Genomic DNA, 19,868 nt, shown 5'->3' with positions numbered 1-19,868 from the left:
CCGCTCACGCCCCTGCCTTGCTGGTGCCGACGTTGGCGTCGGAGAGGGTGAGTTGTGCGGGGACGGAGAGCTGGTCGGTCTCGTGGTATTCGAGTTTGGACCGGCGGTTGACGACCAGGCCTTCGGGGCGGAAGCGCATCAGGAGGATGAGTGCGAGGCCGAAGAGGAGGAGCTGGTAGTCGTGCATGAACTGCAGTTTGACCGGGATGAGGTAGAGCAGTGAGGCGCCGATGAGGGGGCCGCTGACGGTTCCCATGCCACCGAGGATGACGGCGGCGAGGAGGAACGCGGAGTTGGGTGGTGCGGTTCCGGCGAACTCGAACTGGTCGGGTGTGACGCTGTAGGTCACGTGTGCCTGTACGGCTCCGGCGAGTCCGGCGAGGCTGGCGCCGAGTGCGAAGGCCAGGAGTTTGAGGCGGAAGCCGTTGATGCCCATGGCGGTGGCGGCGGTCTCGTCTTCGCGGATGGCGACCCAGGCGCGGCCGATGCGGGATTCTCCGGCGCGGCGGAAGACGAGGACGACGATGGCGGTGAAGACGAGCATCAGCAGGTAGTAGTTGCCGAATCGGCCGAGGCTGTTGACGCCGGTTTCGTGGCTGTCGCCGAAGTTGAACCCGAACATGTCGAGGTCGGGGACGTTGGAGATGCCGTTGGGTCCGTTGGTGATGTCGGGCCCGGTGGTGCCGTTGAGGTTGTTCATGGTGATGCGGAAGATCTCACCGAAGCCGAGGGTGACGATGGCGAGGTAGTCGCCGCGCAGCCGCAGGGTGGGTGCTCCGATGAGGACGCCGAAGACCAGGGAGGCGGCGGCGCCCGCGAGTGCTGCGGCCCAGAAGGGGAACTGGATGCCGAGCGCGGAGGAGGTGGAGCCGGATACCAGGGCGGCGGTGTAGGCGCCGACGCCGAGGAATGCGACGTATCCGAGGTCGAGCAGGCCCGCGAGGCCGACGACGACGTTGAGGCCGAGGGCGACGGTGGCGAAGACCAGGATGTTGACGCCGACGGAGGTGTAGGCGTCGTTGTTCTGGGTGAAGGGGAAGGCTGCCGCGGCGGTGAAGGCGGCGGCCATGGCGACGTTGCGGTGCTTCGTGGTGAGCGTGGTCAGCCGGGCGATCAGGCCGCTCTTGGTGAGGGCGGCGAAGCTGAAGGCGACGATGATCAGGAAGCCGACGAAGAGTTCCGCGTACGCGGTGTCGATGCCGTACGTGAAGACGTAGAGGCCGATGCCGAACGCGGCGACGATGAGGAGGAGTTCCGCCCAGGAGGGGAGGGTGCGGGTGGGTTTGGGGGGCGGGTCCGCGTCGAGCGCACCGAAAACAGCTTTCCAGACGTTGACGGGTGCGGTGCCACGGCTGGGCAGGGCAAGGGCTCCGATGAGCGCGGCGAGGGCAGCGACGATCGCGACGTAGGCGCCGGGTTCGAGGTTGACGATGCCGTTGAGTTCCACGGTGATGCTGACGACCGTGTAGCCGACGACGCCGAACATCCCGCGGGTGAGCAGGAACAGGGGGCTGTCGGTGCCGGCGGGGTTCAGCCAGCGCAGTCCCCGTACGCCGTAGGACGCGGCGGTGAAGAGCAGCGTGAGGAGTGCGCCGACGAGGGCGAGCACCTGGAGGCCGCCGGGGTAGCCGGCGACGGTGAGGTCGCCGGGGTATGCGGAGGTCCAGGTCCAGGGGAGGAAGGTGGAGATCGCGGTGGCGGCGGCGCCGATGGCGACGAGTGCGCGGGCGGCCTTCTCCGGGAGCGGGATGATCCCCTGGTGCCGGGTGGTGGTGTCTGTGGTCATGTGGATCACGCCCGATCCGCGACGCGTTCGCCGAGCAGGCCCTGGGGCCGGATCAGCAGGACGAGGATGAGCAGGACGAAGGCCCAGACGTCCTTCCAGGCGGAGCCGAATTCGCCCATGCCGGGAATGTTGTCGATGTAGCCGGTGGCGAGCGCTTCGGCGATGCCGAGGGTGATGCCGCCGAGCATGGCGCCGTAGATGTTGCCGATGCCGCCGAGTACTGCCGCGGTGAAGGCCTTGAGGCCCATGAGGAAGCCCATGCGGTAGCTGATCTGGCCGTCCTTGAGCCCGTAGGCGACGGCTGCGACGGCGGCGAACGCGGCACCGATGGCGAAGGCCATGACGATGATGCGGTCGGTGTTGATGCCCATCAGCTTGGCGGTGTCGGGGTCCTGGCTGGTCGCCTGCATGCCGCGGCCCATGCGGGTCTTGGCGACGAACAGGCCCAGGGCGAGCATGCAGACCGGGGCTGCGATGAGCAGGAAGATCGTGCCGCGCTGGATGGTGACGCTGCCGACGTGGAAGGGGTCACCCGAGAAGCGCGGGAAGGGGTGGTCCTTGTTCGCGTCGGGGTACCACTTCCAGATGGCCTGCTGGAGGGCGATGGACAGGCCGATCGCGGTGATGAGCGGCGCGAGCCGGGGGGCGTTGCGCAGTGGCCGGTAGGCGAACCGTTCGGCGGCGACGGCGACGAGGACGGAGCAGACGATGCCTCCGACGATCATGAGGGGGAGTGCGACCCAGAGGGCGGTGCCGGTGGGAAGGACGAGGAACGCGGTGAGGGCGCCGAATCCCCCGATCATGAAGATCTCGCCATGGGCGAAGTTGATCAGCTGGACGATGCCGTAGACCATCGTGTAGCCGATTGCTATCAGTCCGTACAACGCGCCGAGTATCAGGCCGTTGGCCAGCTGTTGCGGCAGTTCGTGCACCGCAGGGCCTCCGTGGAGTGGGACGGATACGCCCGGCCGCGCGGCGCTGGTGACGGGTCCGCGCGGCCGGTGCGTACTTACAGGGGGGTGCTGCGGTGGATCTGGTGCGGGTCGGTCGTTGATCGGCGGGTGATCAGCTCTGGTTGAACACGCCGCTCTTGATCGGTGCCCACTTGCCGCCCTTGACCTGGTACACGGTGAGCTGCTTGTTGGTGGTGTCGCCGAACTCGTCGAAGGAGACGGTGCCGGTCACGCCGTTGAAGGAGACCTTGGACATGGCCGCGGTGATCTTCGCGCGCGAATCGGACGGGAGCTTGCCGCCGTTGTCGTTCATGACGGTCTTGACGGCCTGGATGATGGCCCAGGCGGAGTCGTAGGAGTAGCCGCCGTACGCCTCGAAGGCCTGCTTGTAGCCGGCGGCCGCGTAGTCGGCGACGAACTTCTTCGCGGACGGGAGGGTCTCGACGGGCGCGCCGACCGAGGTGGCGAGGTCGCCCTCGGCCTTCTTGTTCAGCTTGACGTAGTCGGCGCTGTACATGCCGTCGCCGCCCATGAGCGGGATGGCGACGCCGTTGTCCTTGAGCTGCTGGCTCAGCGGGCCGGCGGCGGGGTATTCGCCGCCGTAGTAGACCGCTTCGGCGCCGGCGGCCTTGACCTTGGTGACGATGGCGTTGAAGTCGCGGTCGTCGGGGTTGACGTGGGCGGTGCCGACGACCTTGCCGCCGAGCTTGGTGAACTCGCCGGTGAAGGTGGCGGCGAGGCCGGCACCGTAGGTCTTCTGGTCGTCGATGACGTAGACCTTGGTCTTCTTCGCCTCGCCGAAGAGGTACTGCGCGGCGAACGGGCCCTGGATGGCGTCCGTGGTCGCGGTGCGGAAGTACGACTTGAACGGGCGGGCCTTGGTGCCCGTGGCCCACTTCTCGCCCTGGGTCAGGGACGGGTTCGTGTTGGCGGGGGAGACCTCGACGAGGTTCGCGCCGTCGAAGATCTTCTGCATCGACTGGGCGACGGAGGAGTTCAGCGGGCCGACGACTCCGGCGACGGTGTTGTCACCGACGAGCTTGGTGGCGTTCTGCTGGCCGGGGCCGGGCTTGCCCTGGTCGTCCAGCGCCTGGATCTTGAACGTGACGCCCGGAACCTCTTTGGTCTTGTTCGCCGTGTTGGCGGCGAGCTCGACGGAGTTCTTGATGCCCTGGCCCAGCGCGGACAGGTCGCCGGTCAGGGGGGCGTCGACGCCGATGACGACGGTGGTGTTGGCGCCGTCGTCGCCCTTCTTGCTGTCGTCGCTGCGGGATCCGCAGGCGGTAAGTGTGAGGGCCCCAGTGGTGAGCACGGAGGTCAGTAGCAGCAAGGAACGGTGTCGCACGATCAGTCCTTTCCCCAGGCGCGGCCTGCTCTGGTGAGAGGCCGAGTCGTGCGCTGGAACCCGAACTGGCGAATCCGGTGGCGCGGTGACTGGCCGTGACTCTAGGCCTGTGTGGGGAACTCGGGCAGCGGTGCGGGAAGAGTGTGACTGTCTTGTTATGCCGGATGGAAACTCTTGAGGTTTTGTTGAGGTTCCTTGGGCGGTTTGCGGTGTTTTGCCCCCCTGTCCGCATGTTTTATGGCGTTGTCCGGATAGCGAGAACCCGCACTTCCGCTACGGGATGGAAGTGGTGGAAGTGCCGCGGGCGGGTCCTGGCCGGCAGATTCGGTGCAGGAATGCGGAGAGGTCGCGGGGATAGCCGCCGCCGAAGATGAAGCTCTGATTCTGTATTGCGCGCGTGTTACGCAGCGTTACGTCGAGGAAGGGAAGATCCACGTCCAGCGGCAGCCCCGCGCATTTGTGCACGGTCATCTTTATCGTGATGTGCCGCGTTGTTCCCTGCTTAAGGGTCAATGGGACCGAGGGGGCGATTTCGGCACTGAGTCCCTCGAATGAGGGAGTAACGCCGAGAATCGTCACCGCAGTTCCCTCCCGCACGGTCACGGTGAAACGGAACACCCCGGACCCGGCGGGGGACATGGGCGGCGGATGTCCCGACTCGTAGGCGATGTAGGTGACCTGCGCAGGCCATGGGCCGGGGTCCGGCACCGGCTCCGGGGTGCGCATCGCATGGCCCAGGGCGATGACCGCGATGACGCACAGGGCCGCGGTGGCGGCCAGCACCGTACGGCGGCCCCGGTCGGACAGCGCGGCCCGGCGTACTTCCCAGCGGACGGCCCAATATCCGCCCGGGCGGGGGGAGTTGGTGGTGGGTGTGCCGGTGGCGGGGCCCTCCACCGGGCCGATGCCGCTCACCGCGCCCGGCCCCCGGTGCGACCAGGGGGAACGTGCCGGCGGTCCGGCCCGCCGTCCCTGGTGCGGACGGACCGGCGCCCGGCCCGGTAGGTGACGGCGAGTAAGGCGGTGCGGACGGGCGCGGGCGCGCGGCGGTGCCGCGCGTGCCGGATCCCTGCTGCCGCCATGGCCGCCCCCCTGCCGAAAACGCTAGGGCCTCCGGGCCCGCGCGACAACGGTGCGGGCCCGGCCGGTGGGTCAGGTCGTGGTGGCGCCGGGGCTGGCGGGGCGCAGCATGCAGGTGAGGCGGGCGGTACAGACCCGCTTGCCGTTCTCGTCGGTGATGACGACCTCGTAGGTGGCGGAGGAGCGGCCGCGGTGGACGGGGGTGGCGACGCCGGTGACGTTGCCGGAGCGGATGCCGCGGTGGTGCGTGGCGTTCAGGTCCACGCCGACGGCGAGTTTGCCGGGACCGCCGTGCAGCATCGCGCCGACGGAGCCCAGCGTCTCGGCGAGGACGGCGGAGGCGCCGCCGTGCAGCAGGCCGTAGGGCTGGGTGTTGCCCTCGACGGGCATGGTGCCGACGACCCGGTCGGGGGACGCCTCGGTGATCTGGATGCTCATGCGGTCACCGAGGTGGCCGGCCGAGAACAGGGCGGGCAGGTCGAGGCCGAGGCCGGACCACTGCGCCAGGATCTCCTGCGGGAACTGCGTGCTCGTCTGCTCGCCCATGCGGCCGGCTCCGATCGTCATCGTTCGGTGGTGTCGGTGGATCAGTGAATCGGTGTACGGCTCAACTTTCTACCTGACGGTAGTCACGATCCGTGCACCGGGGCCGTCCGCTCCAGGCGGACGACCACTGACTTCGACGCCGGGGTGTTGCTGGTGTCCGCCGTGTGGTCGAGCGGGACGAGGACGTTCGTCTCGGGGTAGTAGGCGGCGGCGCAGCCGCGCGGGGTCGGGTAGTGCACCACCCGGAAGCCGTCGGCGCGGCGTTCCGTGCCGTCGGTCCACTCGCCGACGAGGTCGGCGTAGGAGCCGTCGGGCAGCCCGAGGGCTTCCGCGTCCGCGGGGTTGACCATGACGACGCGGCGGCCGCCCTTGATGCCCCGGTAGCGGTCGTCGAGGCCGTAGATCGTGGTGTTGTACTGGTCGTGCGAGCGCAGTGTCTGCAGCAGCAGCCGGCCCTCGGGGACGGCCGGGTACTCGACCGGTGACGTGGTGAAGTTGGCCTTGCCGGTGGCGGTGGGGAAGGTGCGGGTGTCGCGCGGTGCGTGCGGCAGGGTGAAGCCGCCGGGGTGCCGGACCTTGGTGTTGAAGTCGTCGAAGCCGGGCACGACGCGGGATATCCGGTCGCGCACCAGGTCGTAGTCGGCTTCGAGCGCGGCCCACGGGACGGCGGTGTCGTCGCCGAAGGTGGCGCGGGCGAGCCGGCAGACGATCGCGGTCTCCGACAGCAGGTGCGGGGAGGCGGGCCGCAGGGCGCCGTGTGAGGCGTGCACCATGCCCATGGAGTCCTCGACGGTGACGAACTGGTCGCCGCCCGCCTGGGTGTCCTTCTCGGTGCGTCCCAGGGTGGGCAGGATCAGGGCGCGCGATCCGGTGATGACGTGCGAGCGGTTGAGCTTCGTCGACACGTGCACGGTCAGGGCCGCGTTGCGCATCGCGGCCTCGGTGACGGCGGTGTCGGGGGAGGCGGCCACGAAGTTGCCGCCCATGGCGAAGAAGACCTTCGCGGTGCCGTCGCGCAGCGCGCGGATGGCGCGGACGACGTCGAGGCCGTGCTCGCGCGGCGGGGCGAAGCCGAACTCCTTCTCCAGGGCGTCGAGGAAGGCGGGGGCGGGGCGTTCGAAGATGCCCATGGTGCGGTCGCCCTGCACGTTGCTGTGGCCGCGCACCGGGCACACCCCGGCGCCGGGGCGGCCGATGTTGCCGCGCAGCAGCAGGAAGTTGACGACTTCCTTGATGGTGGGGACGGCGTGCTTGTGCTGGGTCAGGCCCATCGCCCAGCACACCACGACGCTCTTCGCGTCCAGGACCAGGGCGAGCAGCCGGTCGATCTCCGCGCGCTCCAGGCCGGTGGCGCGCAGCACCTCGTCCCAGTCGGTGGTGCGCGCGGTGGCGGCGAACTCCTCGTAGCCGTGGGTGTGCTCGTCGATGAAGGGCCGGTCGACGGCGCCGGCTTCGACCAGCATCCGGTTCAGGGCGCGGAACAGCGCCTGGTCCCCGCCGAGCCGGATCTGCAGGAACAGATCGGTCAGCGCGGTGCCGGAGCCGGCGAGGCCGCGGGCGTTCTGCGGGTTCTTGAAGCGCTCCAGGCCCGCTTCGGGCAGCGGATTGACGGTGACGATCTTCGCGCCCTGCTGCTTGGCCTTCTCCAGGGCGGAGAGCATCCGGGGGTGGTTGGTGCCCGGGTTCTGCCCGGCGACGATGATGAGGTCGGCGCGGTACAGGTCCTCCAGCAGCACGCTGCCCTTGCCGACGCCGATGGTCTCGGTGAGCGCGGAGCCCGAGGACTCGTGGCACATGTTGGAGCAGTCCGGCAGGTTGTTGGTGCCCAGCCGGCGGGCGAAGAGCTGGTAGAGGAACGCGGCCTCGTTGCTGGTGCGCCCCGAGGTGTAGAACACGGCCTCGTCGGGCGACGCGAGCGCGTGCAGCTCCTGCGCGACGATGTCGAAGGCCCGCTCCCAGGGCACCGGCACGTAGTGGTCGGCGCCTTCCGCCAGGTACATCGGCTGGGTGAGCCGGCCCTGCTGGCCCAGCCAGTAGCCGCTGCGCCGCGCCAGGTCGGAGACCGGGTGCTCGGCGAAGAAGTCGGGGGTGACCCGGCGCAGTGTCGCCTCTTCGGCGACGGCCTTGGCGCCGTTCTCGCAGAACTCCGCCTTGTGCCGGTGCTCGGGCTCGGGCCAGGCGCAGCCGGGGCAGTCGAAGCCGTCCTTCTGGTTGACCTTGAGCAGGGTGAGCGCGGTGCGGCGCACGCCCATCTGCTGCTGGGCCATGCGCAGGGAGTGCGCGACCGCGGGCAGACCCGCGGCGGCGTGCTGCGGGGCTGTGACGTCGGGTGCGTCCTGAACCGGGTCGCCCGCGGGGGGTTTCGCTGCCATGTCTCCGATCCTGCCACGCGGGAGGGGCGGCCGCTCCGGCGCGTCCGGGTCGGCCGCCGGGCGCCGGCGGGGGTTGACGGTGCTTGGCGGGGCTTGTCAGTGGGGCATGGGAGTATCGAGGACGTGGCAGCAAAGGCATCGAAGACGAGCGCAGCGACCGGCACGGCATCCACGGCGGGAGACCGGCCGCGGCTGCTCCTGCTCGACGGACACTCCCTGGCGTACCGGGCGTTCTACGCCCTGCCGGTGGAGAACTTCAACACCGCCACCGGCCAGCCGACGAACGCCGTGTACGGCTTCACGTCGATGCTGGCGAACACGTTGCGTGACGAGAAGCCGACGCATCTGGGCGTCGCCTTCGACGTCTCGCGCAAGACATGGCGGTTCGACGAGTTCCCCGAGTACAAGGCGACCCGTTCGAAGACCCCCGACGAGTTCCGCAGCCAGGTGGAGCTGATCGGCGAGCTGCTGGACGCGATGGGCGTCAAGCGGTTCGCGGTGGAGAAGTACGAGGCGGACGACATCATCGCCACGCTGGCCACCCAGGCGGAGGCCGCGGGGTTCGACGTCCTCATCGTGACCGGTGACCGGGACGCGTTCCAGCTCGTCAGCGAGCACACGACGGTGCTGTACCCGACCAAGGGCGTCTCGGAGCTGACCCGGTTCACCCCGGCGAAGGTCGAGGAGAAGTACGGACTGTCGCCGTCGCAGTACCCGGACTTCGCGGCGCTGCGCGGCGACCCGTCGGACAACCTGCCGGGGATCCCCGGGGTGGGGGAGAAGACCGCCACCAAGTGGATCACCCAGTTCGGGTCGTTCGCGGCGCTGATGGAGCGGGCCGACGAGGTCAAGGGCAAGGCGGGGGAGAACCTGCGCGCGCACCTGGACGCGGTGAAGCTCAACCGCCGGCTGACCGAGATGGTGCGCGACGTGGAGCTGCCGTGCGGCCCGGTGGAGCTGGAGCGCGCGGCGTACGACCGCGATGCGCTGCACATCGTGCTGGACGCCCTGGAGTTCCGTAACCAGAACTTCCGGGACCGGCTGTTCGCGGTGGACCCGGGCGCGCGGGAGGAAGAGGCGCAGGTCGCCGAGGGCGTCGCCGTGGAGGGCGCGCAGCTGACCGAAGGCGGCCTGCAGGAGTGGCTGGAGGGGCACGGCACGGCGCCGCTCGGCATGGCCACCGTCGACACGTGGGCGCTGGGCGCCGGCACCGTCACCCAGGTCGCGCTGGCCGGGGCCGAGGGGCCCGCGGTGTGGTTCGACCCCGCGCAGCTGGCCGAGGCGGACGAGAAGGTGTTCGCGTCCTGGATCGCGGACGCCGCCCGCCCCAAGGTGCTGCACAACGCGAAGAACGTGATGCGGGTCTTCGCCGAGCACGGCTGGACCGTGGCCGGCGTCAGCATGGACACCGCGCTCGCCGCCTATCTGATCAAGCCCGGCCGCCGCTCCTTCGCCCTGGACGCGCTGTCGGTGGAGTACCTGGGCCGTGAGCTGGCACCGGCCGGCGCCGAGAGCGGGCAGCTGGCGTTCGGCGAGGAGCAGGAGGACTCCGCCGCGCTGGACGCGCTGCTGGCGCAGGCGCGTACGGTCCTTGACCTCGGCACGGCGTTCACCGGCCGGCTGGAGCAGGACGGCGCGACGGGGCTGCTGCGGGACGTGGAGCTGCCGACGTCGGCGCTGCTCGCCCGCATGGAGCGGTCCGGGATCGCGGCCGACCGCGCGCACCTGGAGGCGCTGGAGCAGCGCTTCGCCGACGCCGTGCAGCAGGCGGTGGCCGAGGCGCACGCCGCGGTGGGCCACGAGTTCAACCTCGGCTCGCCCAAGCAGCTCCAGGAGGTGCTGTTCGGGGAGCTGGGCCTGCCGAAGACCAAGAAGACCAAGACCGGGTTCACCACGGACGCCGACGCCCTGGCGTGGCTGGCCGCGCAGACCGACCACGAGCTGCCGGTGATCATGCTGCGCCACCGGGAGCAGGCCAAGCTGCGGGTGACGGTCGAGGGTCTGATCAAGACGATCGCGCCCGACGGGCGGATCCACACCACGTTCAGCCAGACCGTGGCCGCCACCGGCCGGCTGTCGTCCACCGACCCCAATCTGCAGAACGTGCCGGTCCGTACCGACGAGGGCCGGGAGATCCGGCGGGGCTTCGTCGTCGGCGAGGGCTTCGAGTCGCTGCTGACGGCGGACTACAGCCAGATCGAACTGCGGGTGATGGCCCACCTGTCGGAGGACGCGGGCCTGATCGACGCGTTCAACACCGGCGAGGATCTGCACACCACCGTCGGCTCGCACGTCTTCAGCGTCCCCAAGGACGCGGTGGACGCGGAGATGCGCCGCAAGATCAAGGCCATGTCGTACGGCCTGGCCTACGGGCTGTCCGCGTTCGGCCTGTCGCAGCAGCTGGGGATCTCCCCGGGTGAGGCGGGTGCGCTGATGGACACCTACTTCGAGCGGTTCGGCGGGGTGCGGGACTATCTGCAGCGCGTCGTGGAGGAGGCCCGCGGCACCGGCTACACCGAGACGCTGCTGGGCCGCCGCCGCTATCTGCCCGACCTCAACAGCGACAACCGGCAGCGCCGCGAGATGGCCGAGCGGATGGCGCTGAACGCGCCGATCCAGGGCTCGGCCGCCGACATCGTCAAGCTCGCGATGCTGCGGGTCGGTGAGGCGCTCACCGAGGAGAAGCTGGCCTCGCGGATGCTCCTGCAGGTGCACGACGAAATCGTGGTGGAGATCGCGCCGGGCGAGCGCGAGCGCGTCGAGGAGCTGGTGCGCCGCGAGATGGCCGGCGCCTACCCGCTGCGGGCCCCGCTCGACGTCTCGGTGGGCGTCGGCAAGGACTGGGAGTCCGCGGCCCACTGACGGCGCCGCCTGCGGCGCAGCCGGGCGGCGGCCGCGTACAGCAGCGCGCCGCCCGCCAGCCCGGCGCCCGCGCCGAAGGAAGCCGTGGGCACCACGTCGCCGATGGACGTCGGTGCCCTGACCGCGTACTCCCGCAGACAGCGGACGACCGAGCCCGCCACCGCGCAGCCCACCAGCAGCGCGACCGTGCCGCCGCGCCCGCGGGCCGTCAGCCGCGGCAGCCGGGCGGGCGGCGGCTCCTTCGGGGCGGCGCGCAGCGCGCGGGCGGTGAACGCGGCCAGCACCAGCAGCGCCGCCGCCGAACTGCCGTACTGCAGCCACTGGTACAGCTGCTGTCCGTGCACCACGGTGTTCAGCACCGGCAGCGTCCGCACCCCCCACCGTCCGTAATGGGTGAAAGTGTCCCATCCGACGTGGGTGGCCGCGCCGATCGTCGCGGAGAGCCAGAACCAGCCCGCCGTGCGCGCCGACCACGGCCGCCGGTCCCCGTCGAACAGCGCCCCGGCGCGCCCCTGCCACCCCTCGGGCAGCAGCGCCAGCAGCGGATCGCGCAGGAACAGCCAGCCGCCCACCAGCCCTGCGGCGATCAGCGGATCGAGGGTCGGGACCGCCGCAGGCGAGTGCGTCACATGACCGAACCCGAAGACGCCGGACACCACCGAGGCGGCGAAGTACGGGATGTCGGGGGCGAAGGAACCCGCGACGAGCGCCGCCGCGACCAGCGGCCCGCGGGCGGTTCCGTCCCGGCGCAGCCCCGGCAGCACCGCCGCCGCGTGGCTCAGGGTGAACGGCATCAGACCCCCTCATGAAGTGATCCTTTCGGACCAGTATGCGGAGTACCGCACGGTGGATGCGCGCCGGAAGTTCCCGTATGGTCCGTGGGGTTGCGGCGCGGTAACGCGCTCAGCTCGCACGTGGGAGGGACCGCGGACATGGCAGCGCGATACGGACGGCGGATACGCGCGATGCGCAGGGGGGCGGCGGGCACGGCGGTCGCGGCCCTGGCGGTCGCGGCGCTCAGCGCCTCGCAGGCACCCGGTTTCGCCCAGGCGGAGCGGGCCCGCAGTGCCGTCCCCAAGCCGCCACCGGGCCCGCAGATCGACGGCGGGTCGCCGTTCTACAGCGCCCTGCCGCCCGGGGACGGCTCCAGCGGCCTGGCCGTGGGCGGCACTTCGGGCCCCACGCCCACCGGCGGCACCGGCACGAGCATCGACACCGGCGGCACGGGCCTGCCCGGCACGGTGCTGGACGCCTACCGCAGGGCGCAGCTGGCCATCGCCACCTCCGACCAGGGCTGCAAACTGCCCTGGGAACTGCTCGCCGCGATCGGGCAGGTCGAATCGGGTCAGGCGAGCGGCGGCGCCGTCGACGCGAAGGGCACCACGTACAAGCCGATCCTGGGCCCGGTGCTGAACGGCGCCGGGTTCGCGAACATCTCGGACACCGATGGCGGCGCCTACGACGGGGACACCGTCCACGACCGCGCGGTGGGACCGATGCAGTTCATCCCGTCGACCTGGGCCAGTTGGGGAGCCGACGGCAACGCGGACGGCGTGAAGGACCCGAACAACATCTACGACGCCGCCCTCGCCGCCGGCCACTACCTGTGCGCCGACAACCGCGACCTTTCGGTCTCCGCGGACATCGACCGCGCGATCCTGGGCTACAACCACTCGCAGGAGTACCTGCACACCGTCCGGGCCTGGTTCCAGCACTTCAAGGACCAGGGAGCCGTCGCGGTCCCGGACAGCGGCCGCACACCCGGCACCGGCACCGGCACCGGCACCGGCACCGGCCCGAAGACACCGCCGGCCACCACCGCGCCGAAGCCGGGCGCCGGCCCGTCCGCCACGGCCACCGGCTCCGTCTCGCCGGCGCCGACCACCACCGGCCGGCCGACGCCGCCGACCACCGGCCCGGGGACGCCCACCGGAACGCCGACCGGCACCGCGTCGCCGTCGCCCACGCCGACGCCCACGGGCAGCGGGAGCCCCACCCCGGGCTGCCCGACGCCTACGCCCACTCCGACGGGGTCCGCCTCGCCGACGCCCACCCCGACCGGCACCCCGACGCCGACGCCGACTCCCACGCCGACCGACGGCTCCTGCCCCACCCCGACGCCGACCACGTCACCGACGCCGTCACCGACCGCGACGGGCGCCACGACCGCGCCCGCGAGCCCGAGCGCGGCCCCGTCGACCAGCCCGGCGGCCGTCGCCGGCTGACGCACCGCGCCACCTGACGTACCCCGCACCCGACGAGCCCGGCCCCGCCCTCCACGGCGGGGCCGGGCTCGTTCGCGCGGTGGCCGCATTCGATCGGTAGAACCTGTTCTCATCTGATCCCCCGATTGCTACGGTGCCCCGGCCCAGCCGACGTCGTCGTCCACAAGGGAGGTCCGGCCATGCGCGCCCTGATCGCCGCAGCCATCGGACTCGTCGCCGCTCTCGCGCTCGTCCTCACCATGACCGCGGTCGGCGCACCCGCGGGGAAGACCTCGCCCAAGCCGCTGCTGACCACGATCCCCAGCCATCCGTAAACCGGCCGTACCCGCCTACGGTCACCCGTAGCCACAAAGGAGGGGAAGCGTCCCGATGCGCCGCAAGTCCAGCCTGGTGCTGCTCGCCTTCGCCGTCTTCTTCGCGACCCTGTCGCCCCTGATGCGCTGGTACGCCTTCCCACGGCTGGCCAAGGTGCCGGCCAACGAGTACCAGTCGGTGGTCCTGGAGGCGAAGAACGCCACCCTCCTCGTCAACTACCTCTCGCTCAAGCCGGAGATCGTCCCCAAGCTCAGCATCGTCCAGACGCTCAAGGGCAACGTCGAGGAGTCCAAGAAGGTCAAGGCGGACACCGGCCGCGACGTCGTGGTCTGGGACGCGCTGTCCTTCGTGGCCGGCCCGGACGGCTCGATGGTCTCGGAGATCCCCGAGCGCTACATCTTCGACGCCCACACCCAGGACCCGGTCCACACCGCGAGCGAGAGCGTCGACGGCGACTCCGTGCACCGTGAGGGCGTGGAGTTCAAGTTCCCGTTCCTCACCGAGAAGCGCGACTACTTCTACTTCGACGCGCAGTCCCGGACGTCCGCGCCCATCCACTACAAGGCGACGCAGAAGTTCCGCGGCATGACCGTCTACTACTTCGAGCAGACCGTCCCCTGGGTGAAGGTCCCGCTGCCGAAGAAGATGCCCGGCGGCGTCACCGAGGCCTCGCTCGGCGGCTCGGTGGAGCGCTGGTACACCACGGTGCGGAAGTTCTGGGTCGACCCCACCACCGGTGCCCCGGTCAACGGCGAGGAGGTCCACCAGGAGGAGCTGCGCTTCCCGCAGGCGCCCGACACGAAGCCGGTGACCGTCTTCTCCGGTGATGTGAAGATGCGCGAGGACTACATCGACTCCACCGTCAAACTGGTGAAGTCCCAGCGCCAGCTCATCCTGCTGCTGACCAGCTACCTTCCCTGGGGCTTCCTGATCCTGGGCGTCGTCCTGCTCTCGCTCTCCCTGCTCCTGGAGGCGCGCGGCCGCCGCCCGGCCGACCCGGCCCCCGACGACACGGTGCGCGACCCGGATCCCGACCCGCACCCGATCGCCGTCTGAGCCCCGCCGCCGCGCCGTCCTGGAGGGGTCAACGCCGCTGGTTCGTCCGGCGGGTGGGCGCGGCGGCGGCCGGGTCCTCCGGCCACGGGTGCTTGGGGTAGCGGCCGCGCAGCTCGGCGCGGACCGAGCGGTAGCCGCCCCGCCAGAACGAGGCGAGGTCGGCGGTGACGGCGGCGGGCCGGCCGGCGGGGGACAGCAGATGGACGAGGAGCGGCACCCGGCCACCCGCGATCCGCGGGGTCTCCTGCCAGCCGAACAGCTCCTGGAGCTTGGCCGCGAGCACCGGCTGGTCGCCCTCGTAGTCCACCCGGATCCGTGAACCGCTGGGCACCTCGATCCGCTCCGGAGCCAGCTCGCCGAACCGGGCGGCGGCACCGGAGGCCCAGGGCAGCAGCCGGTTGAGCGGGCCGCCGGCGTCGGTGCGTTCCAGATCGGCGCGCCGGCGGGCCGCGGACAGCTCGGGGCCGAGCCAGTCGTCCATCCCGTCCAGCAGCGCCTGCTCCGAGACGTCCGGCCACGGCTCGCCCAACTCCCGGTGCAGAAAAGCCAGCCGGCGGCGGGTGTCCTGCGCGTCGCGCGACCAGCGCAGCAGCCCGGTGCCCTCCCGCCGCAGCCCCTCGGCGACGGCGGCGCGCAGCAGCGCCCGGTCCGGTGACCGCAGCGGGCGTGCCGTGAGCTCCACGGCGCCCAGCCGCTCCACGCTGCGCGCCACCACGTCGCCGTCCGACCAGCGCACCTCCTCGCCCGAGGCCAGCAGCGGAGCCGCCGCCGTGCGGGCGGTGGCCTCGTCGATCACCGCGGCCAGCCGCACCCGCGCCGAGACCGCCGTCACCGGCCGGTCCGCGACCGCGACGGCCAGCCAGCCGGGCGTCCCGAGCCGGGAGCCGGTGCCCAGCTCCGCCGCCGTTCCTGACGCCATCAGATACGTACCGGCGCCGCGGGCCCGGGCCACCCGCTCGGGGAAGGCGAGCGCGGCCACCAGCCCGGCCGCCGCGTCATCACCACCGGAGCCGGCCGCCCCGGACCCGCGCGGCCCGTCCGGTCCGCCGCCGGTCCCGGCCTGCCGCAGCGACGCCTCCAGCCGGCCGGCCTCGGCGCGCCAGCGCGCCGCGTAACCGTCGCCGCCGCGCCGGGCCTGCCGCCAGGCGGCGGCCAGGTCGTCGCCGTAGTCGCGCGGCGGCTCCTCGCTGAGCAGCGCCACGACCTCGGCCGCGCGCCGCGCACCGACCGCACGTGCCCCGTCGAGCAGCGCGCGGGCGAGCCGCGGGTGCACGCCCAGCCGGCTGAGCCGCTTGCCCCGGTCGGTGGCGCGGCCGTCCGAGGACACCGCGCCGACCGCGAGGAGCACCTCGCGGGCCGCGCCCATCGCGCCGGCCGGAGGGGCGTCGAGCAGGGCGAGGCCGGCGGCGTCCGGGTCGCCCCAGCAGGCCGACTGCAGAGCGAAGGCGGCCAGGTCGGCCACCGAGATCTCCGGTGCCGGCCAGCGCGGATGCCCGGCGTCGTCCGCCTCCGACCAGCAGCGGTACACCGTGCCGGGACCCTCGCGCCCGGCGCGCCCGGCCCGTTGGCGGGCCGCCGCGTGCGAGACCCGCACGGTCGTCAGCGCGTCGAGGCCGCGCGCGTGGTCCACCCGCGGCTCGCGCGCCAGCCCGCCGTCCACCACGATCCGCACCCCGGGGACGGTGAGGCTCGACTCGGCCACCGACGTGGCCAGCAGCACCCGGCGCCGGGTGCCCGGCGCGAGCGCCGCGTCCTGCACGGCGGCCGGCGCCCGCCCGTGCAGCTGCAGCACGTCCACGTCGGGCCCGCTCAGCATGCCGGCGACCCGCGCGATCTCCCCGACGCCCGGCAGGAAGCACAGCACGTCCCCCTCCTTCTCGCGCAGGGCCCGCCGTACCACCGCCGCCACATGCTCCAGCAGCGCCGGATCGACCCGCATCCCGTGCGGCGGCCGCACCGGGCGGGCCGGCGGCGCCCACTGCACGGCGACCGGATGCAGGATGCCCCGCGCCTCGACCACCGGGGCGGCGCCGTCCTCGCCCCCGACCAGTGCGGACCAGGCGGCGGTGTCCGTGGTGGCGGAGGCCGCGACCACCCGCAACTCCGGGCGCAGGGCGGCCCGTACGTCCAGCAGGAAGGCCATCGAGGTGTCGGCGTCCAGATGCCGCTCATGGCATTCGTCCAGTACGACGGTGTCCACACCGGCCAGCTCCGGATCGCGCTGCAGCCGCTGGAGCAGCACACCGGTCGTCACCACTTCGACGACCGTCTGCGCCGAGACCTTCCGCTCGCCGCGCACCGTGAAGCCGATCCGCGCTCCGACGCCCTCGCCGAGCAGCCACGCCATCCGCCGGGCGGCGGCCCGCGCCGCCATCCGGCGCGGCTCAGCCACCAGCACCCGGCGGGGGACCTCCCCGTACTGGGGGAGCAGCCCGGCCAGGGCGAGCGGTACGAGGGTGGTCTTCCCCGTTCCGGGCGGCGCGGCGAGCACGGCGCAGCCCCGCTCGTCGAGCGCCCGCAGCAGTGCGGGCACGACGGTCTGTACGGGCAGGTCGAGGGAACTGGCGCGGATCACCCGCCCAGTGTGCCCGTCGGTCCGGCGGCGGGCGCCGCCGTCAGTCCCGCACGCACACGAAGATCGCGGTCCCCGGCAGGATCCCGCCGCGCAGCGGCGACCAGCCGCCCCACTCCTGGGTGTTCCACTCCGGCCACCGCGGCTCGACGAGATCGACCAGCCGGAAGCCGGCTGCGGCGATCTCCCGCACCCGGTCGCCGAGGGTCCGGTGGTGCTCGACGTACTCGGCGAGCCCGCGCTCGTCCTGCTCGACGTACGGGGTGCGGTCGAAGTAGGAGGAGACCGCGGTCAGCCCCTCGGGGCCCGGCTCGTCGGGGAAGGCCCAGCGGATCGGGTGGGTGACGGAGAAGACCCAGCGCCCGCCCGGCCGCAGCACCCGGTGCACCTCGCGCTGCACGCGTTCGGGGTCGGCGACGAAGGGGAGCGCGCCGTACGCCGAGCACGCCAGGTCGAACGAAGCGGCCGCGAACGGCAGCGTCCCGGCGTCGGCCTGGACCAGCGGGAAGCCGCCGTCCGCCGCCTCCTCGTCGATCCGGCGCGCGTGCTGCAGCTGCCGGTGGGAGAGGTCGAGGGCGACGGGGCGCGCGCCGCGCGCGGCCAGCCAGCGCGAACACTGCGCGGCGCCGGCGCCGATCTCCAGCACCGACAGGCCCGCGATTTCGGCGGCGGGGCCGAGCAGTCCGGCGTCGGACTCGTCCAGTCCCTCCGGCCCCCAGACGAAGTTCCCGTCGCCGAGGAAGGCTCCGTGTTCGACCTGGTACTCGTCCGCGTTCCGGTCCCACCAGCCCCGGTTGGCCCGGCTGCTTTCCGTGACGCCTGCGGTACGCCGGGTGGCTTCTGGTTCGGGTCCTTGGCTCATCGCGGTTGTCGTCGTACTCTCTGGTTGGACCTGTGACGGGGGGACTTGCGCCGGGTATGGGCTGTTCTGCCCCAGGTGGGCCCTTCGCGCATTGACCGTGTCCGGCTGCCCCCGTATGCTACAAGTTGCGCTGCGGGCCTGCGCACCTCAGACGTAGCAGGTTGCGCTCGCACTGGCTTGTATCCCCTCGGTCCTTGAGGCGACTCTCCGAATCATTTGGAAGGTCTGACTCAAGGCTGTCCGGCTTCGGCTGTGCGATAACGGGTCCTGGCGTAGCAGTACCTACAACTTCTGTCCGTACCGGAGTCCTTCCCCATATGACGAGCAGCACCGAGGCAACGCGCACCACCCCGCAGGTGGCGGTCAACGACATCGGCTCCGAGGAAGACTTCCTCGCAGCGATCGATGCGACGATCAAGTACTTCAACGACGGCGACATCGTCGAAGGCGTGATCGTAAAGGTCGACCGGGACGAGGTCCTGCTCGACATCGGTTACAAGACCGAGGGCGTCATCCCGTCCCGCGAGCTTTCGATCAAGCACGACGTCGACCCCAATGAGGTCGTCAAGGTCGGCGACGAGATCGAAGCCCTTGTTCTCCAGAAGGAGGACAAGGAAGGCCGCCTGATCCTCTCGAAGAAGCGCGCTCAGTACGAGCGTGCCTGGGGCACCATCGAGAAGATCAAGGAAGAAGACGGGATCGTCACCGGTACCGTCATCGAGGTCGTCAAGGGTGGTCTCATCCTCGACATCGGCCTCCGCGGCTTCCTGCCCGCCTCGCTCGTCGAGATGCGTCGCGTCCGCGACCTCCAGCCGTACGTGGGCAAGGAGCTCGAAGCCAAGATCATCGAGCTGGACAAGAACCGCAACAACGTGGTCCTGTCCCGCCGTGCCTGGCTTGAGCAGACCCAGAGCGAGGTCCGTCAGACCTTCCTCACGACCCTGCAGAAGGGCCAGGTCCGCTCCGGCGTCGTTTCCTCGATCGTCAACTTCGGTGCGTTCGTGGACCTCGGCGGCGTCGACGGTCTCGTGCACGTCTCCGAGCTGTCCTGGAAGCACATCGACCACCCCTCCGAGGTTGTCGAGGTCGGCCAGGAAGTCACCGTCGAGGTTCTCGACGTGGACATGGACCGCGAGCGTGTCTCCCTGTCGCTGAAGGCGACGCAGGAAGACCCGTGGCAGCAGTTCGCCCGGACGCACCAGATCGGCCAGGTCGTTCCCGGTAAGGTCACCAAGCTCGTTCCGTTCGGTGCGTTCGTGCGCGTCGACGAGGGCATCGAGGGCCTGGTCCACATCTCCGAGCTGGCCGAGCGCCACGTGGAGATCCCGGAGCAGGTCGTCCAGGTCAACGACGAGATCTTCGTCAAGGTCATCGACATCGACCTCGAGCGCCGCCGCATCAGCCTCTCGCTGAAGCAGGCCAACGAGGCCTTCGGTGCCGACCCGGCCACGGTCGAGTTCGACCCGACCCTGTACGGCATGGCCGCGTCGTACGACGACCAGGGGAACTACATCTACCCCGAGGGCTTCGACCCCGAGACCAACGACTGGCTCGAGGGCTTCGAGACCCAGCGCGAGGCGTGGGAAGGCCAGTACGCCACGGCCCAGACCCGCTTCGAGCAGCACCAGGCCCAGGTCATCAAGTCCCGCGAGGCCGACGAGAAGGCGGAGGCCGAGGGTGCTGCGGCTCCCGCCGGTCCCGCCAGCTCCGCCGGTCTCGGTGGCGGCGGTTCCTACTCCTCGGAGTCGGATGACAACTCCGGCGCCCTGGCGTCGGACGAGGCACTGGCCGCGCTCCGCGAGAAGCTGGCCGGCGGCCAGAGCTGACGCTCTGACCTGCAGGTAGCCGTACGGACGGAAGGCCCGTTCCCCGAGAGGGGAGCGGGCCTTCCGCG

Annotated in this window: 14 protein-coding genes; 5 read left to right on the top strand and 9 right to left on the bottom strand. The window is 71.3% G+C overall.

The window, feature by feature from the left end; translation table 11 throughout:
* Positions 1-4 precede the first annotated feature (4 nt).
* From LNW72_RS11865 to LNW72_RS11840, 6 genes are all read right to left on the bottom strand, one after another.
* The gene (locus LNW72_RS11865) at positions 5-1,786 is read right to left on the bottom strand and encodes a branched-chain amino acid ABC transporter permease (RefSeq protein WP_250975368.1); all 1,782 of its coding nucleotides are present in this window, start codon (positions 1,784-1,786) and stop codon (positions 5-7) included.
* A 5-nt stretch (positions 1,787-1,791) separates the two neighbouring features.
* Complete coding sequence (locus tag LNW72_RS11860) at positions 1,792-2,718, bottom strand: branched-chain amino acid ABC transporter permease (RefSeq protein WP_250975367.1); 927 nt, start codon at positions 2,716-2,718, stop codon at positions 1,792-1,794.
* Positions 2,719-2,851: 133 nt separating this feature from the next.
* On the bottom strand, positions 2,852-4,084 hold the full coding sequence (locus tag LNW72_RS11855; RefSeq protein ID WP_250975366.1) for a branched-chain amino acid ABC transporter substrate-binding protein: 1,233 nt from the start codon (positions 4,082-4,084) through the stop codon (positions 2,852-2,854).
* A gap of 273 nt (positions 4,085-4,357) precedes the next feature.
* Positions 4,358-4,999 (bottom strand): hypothetical protein, encoded by a 642-nt coding sequence (locus tag LNW72_RS11850; protein ID WP_250975365.1) that lies wholly within the window; start codon positions 4,997-4,999, stop codon positions 4,358-4,360.
* Between the two features lie 237 nt (positions 5,000-5,236).
* Positions 5,237-5,710, bottom strand: coding sequence for a hotdog fold thioesterase (locus tag LNW72_RS11845; protein ID WP_250980113.1), 474 nt, complete (start codon positions 5,708-5,710; stop codon positions 5,237-5,239).
* An 83-nt stretch (positions 5,711-5,793) separates the two neighbouring features.
* Positions 5,794-8,082, bottom strand: coding sequence for an FdhF/YdeP family oxidoreductase (locus LNW72_RS11840; protein ID WP_250975364.1), 2,289 nt, complete (start codon positions 8,080-8,082; stop codon positions 5,794-5,796).
* Positions 8,083-8,205: 123 nt separating this feature from the next.
* Between LNW72_RS11840 and polA the strand changes: the two genes are divergently transcribed.
* On the top strand, positions 8,206-10,944 hold the full coding sequence (gene polA, locus LNW72_RS11835; protein ID WP_250975363.1) for a DNA polymerase I: 2,739 nt from the start codon (positions 8,206-8,208) through the stop codon (positions 10,942-10,944).
* Here the strand turns inward: polA and LNW72_RS11830 are convergent.
* Positions 10,875-11,738: a DUF4184 family protein gene (locus LNW72_RS11830; protein ID WP_250975362.1), complete on the bottom strand. Its 864-nt coding sequence runs from the start codon at positions 11,736-11,738 to the stop codon at positions 10,875-10,877. The two genes, polA and LNW72_RS11830, sit on opposite strands and share 70 nt — an antisense overlap.
* A gap of 138 nt (positions 11,739-11,876) precedes the next feature.
* Here LNW72_RS11830 and LNW72_RS11825 point away from each other — a divergent pair, with 138 nt between their 5' ends.
* The 3 genes from LNW72_RS11825 (at position 11,877) to LNW72_RS11815 (ending at position 14,540) form a co-directional block, all read left to right on the top strand.
* Entirely contained in the window at positions 11,877-13,169 is a 1,293-nt protein-coding gene (locus tag LNW72_RS11825; RefSeq protein WP_250975361.1) for a lytic transglycosylase domain-containing protein, read from the top strand.
* Between the two features lie 179 nt (positions 13,170-13,348).
* Positions 13,349-13,483, top strand: a complete 135-nt coding sequence (locus LNW72_RS11820) for an SPW_0924 family protein (RefSeq protein WP_250975360.1) — start codon at positions 13,349-13,351, stop codon at positions 13,481-13,483.
* A gap of 55 nt (positions 13,484-13,538) precedes the next feature.
* A complete protein-coding gene (locus LNW72_RS11815; RefSeq protein WP_250975359.1) occupies positions 13,539-14,540 on the top strand; it encodes a DUF3068 domain-containing protein in 1,002 nt (333 codons plus the stop codon).
* 28 nt (positions 14,541-14,568) lie between these two features.
* On the opposite strand, the gene hrpB is transcribed toward LNW72_RS11815, so the two are convergent.
* Both hrpB and LNW72_RS11805 read right to left on the bottom strand, forming a co-directional pair.
* A complete protein-coding gene (gene hrpB / locus LNW72_RS11810; RefSeq protein ID WP_250975358.1) occupies positions 14,569-17,115 on the bottom strand; it encodes an ATP-dependent helicase HrpB in 2,547 nt (848 codons plus the stop codon).
* 40 nt (positions 17,116-17,155) lie between these two features.
* Entirely contained in the window at positions 17,156-17,974 is an 819-nt protein-coding gene (locus tag LNW72_RS11805) for a class I SAM-dependent methyltransferase (RefSeq protein ID WP_250975357.1), read from the bottom strand.
* A 317-nt stretch (positions 17,975-18,291) separates the two neighbouring features.
* Here LNW72_RS11805 and rpsA point away from each other — a divergent pair, with 317 nt between their 5' ends.
* A complete protein-coding gene (rpsA, locus tag LNW72_RS11800; protein ID WP_250975356.1) occupies positions 18,292-19,800 on the top strand; it encodes a 30S ribosomal protein S1 in 1,509 nt (502 codons plus the stop codon).
* Positions 19,801-19,868 lie beyond the last annotated feature (68 nt).

Source organism: Streptomyces sp. RKAG293 (assembly GCF_023701745.1).
GTDB lineage: Bacteria > Actinomycetota > Actinomycetes > Streptomycetales > Streptomycetaceae > Actinacidiphila.
Note: the sequence above shows the minus strand (reverse complement) of the source record. Positions and strands in the feature narration are given on the sequence as shown.

Excerpts from the sequence above, each read along its gene's own strand:
- LNW72_RS11865 (WP_250975368.1), bottom strand. The coding sequence starts at position 1,786 with ATGACCACAGACACCACCACCCGGCACCAGGGGATCATCCCGCTCCCG.
- LNW72_RS11845 (WP_250980113.1), bottom strand. The coding sequence starts at position 5,710 with ATGGGCGAGCAGACGAGCACGCAGTTCCCGCAGGAGATCCTGGCGCAG.
- LNW72_RS11840 (WP_250975364.1), bottom strand. The coding sequence starts at position 8,082 with ATGGCAGCGAAACCCCCCGCGGGCGACCCGGTTCAGGACGCACCCGAC.
- LNW72_RS11830 (WP_250975362.1), bottom strand. The coding sequence starts at position 11,738 with ATGCCGTTCACCCTGAGCCACGCGGCGGCGGTGCTGCCGGGGCTGCGC.
- LNW72_RS11825 (WP_250975361.1), top strand. The coding sequence starts at position 11,877 with ATGGCAGCGCGATACGGACGGCGGATACGCGCGATGCGCAGGGGGGCG.
- LNW72_RS11820 (WP_250975360.1), top strand. The coding sequence starts at position 13,349 with ATGCGCGCCCTGATCGCCGCAGCCATCGGACTCGTCGCCGCTCTCGCG.
- LNW72_RS11815 (WP_250975359.1), top strand. The coding sequence starts at position 13,539 with ATGCGCCGCAAGTCCAGCCTGGTGCTGCTCGCCTTCGCCGTCTTCTTC.
- LNW72_RS11805 (WP_250975357.1), bottom strand. The coding sequence starts at position 17,974 with ATGAGCCAAGGACCCGAACCAGAAGCCACCCGGCGTACCGCAGGCGTC.
- rpsA (WP_250975356.1), top strand. The coding sequence starts at position 18,292 with ATGACGAGCAGCACCGAGGCAACGCGCACCACCCCGCAGGTGGCGGTC.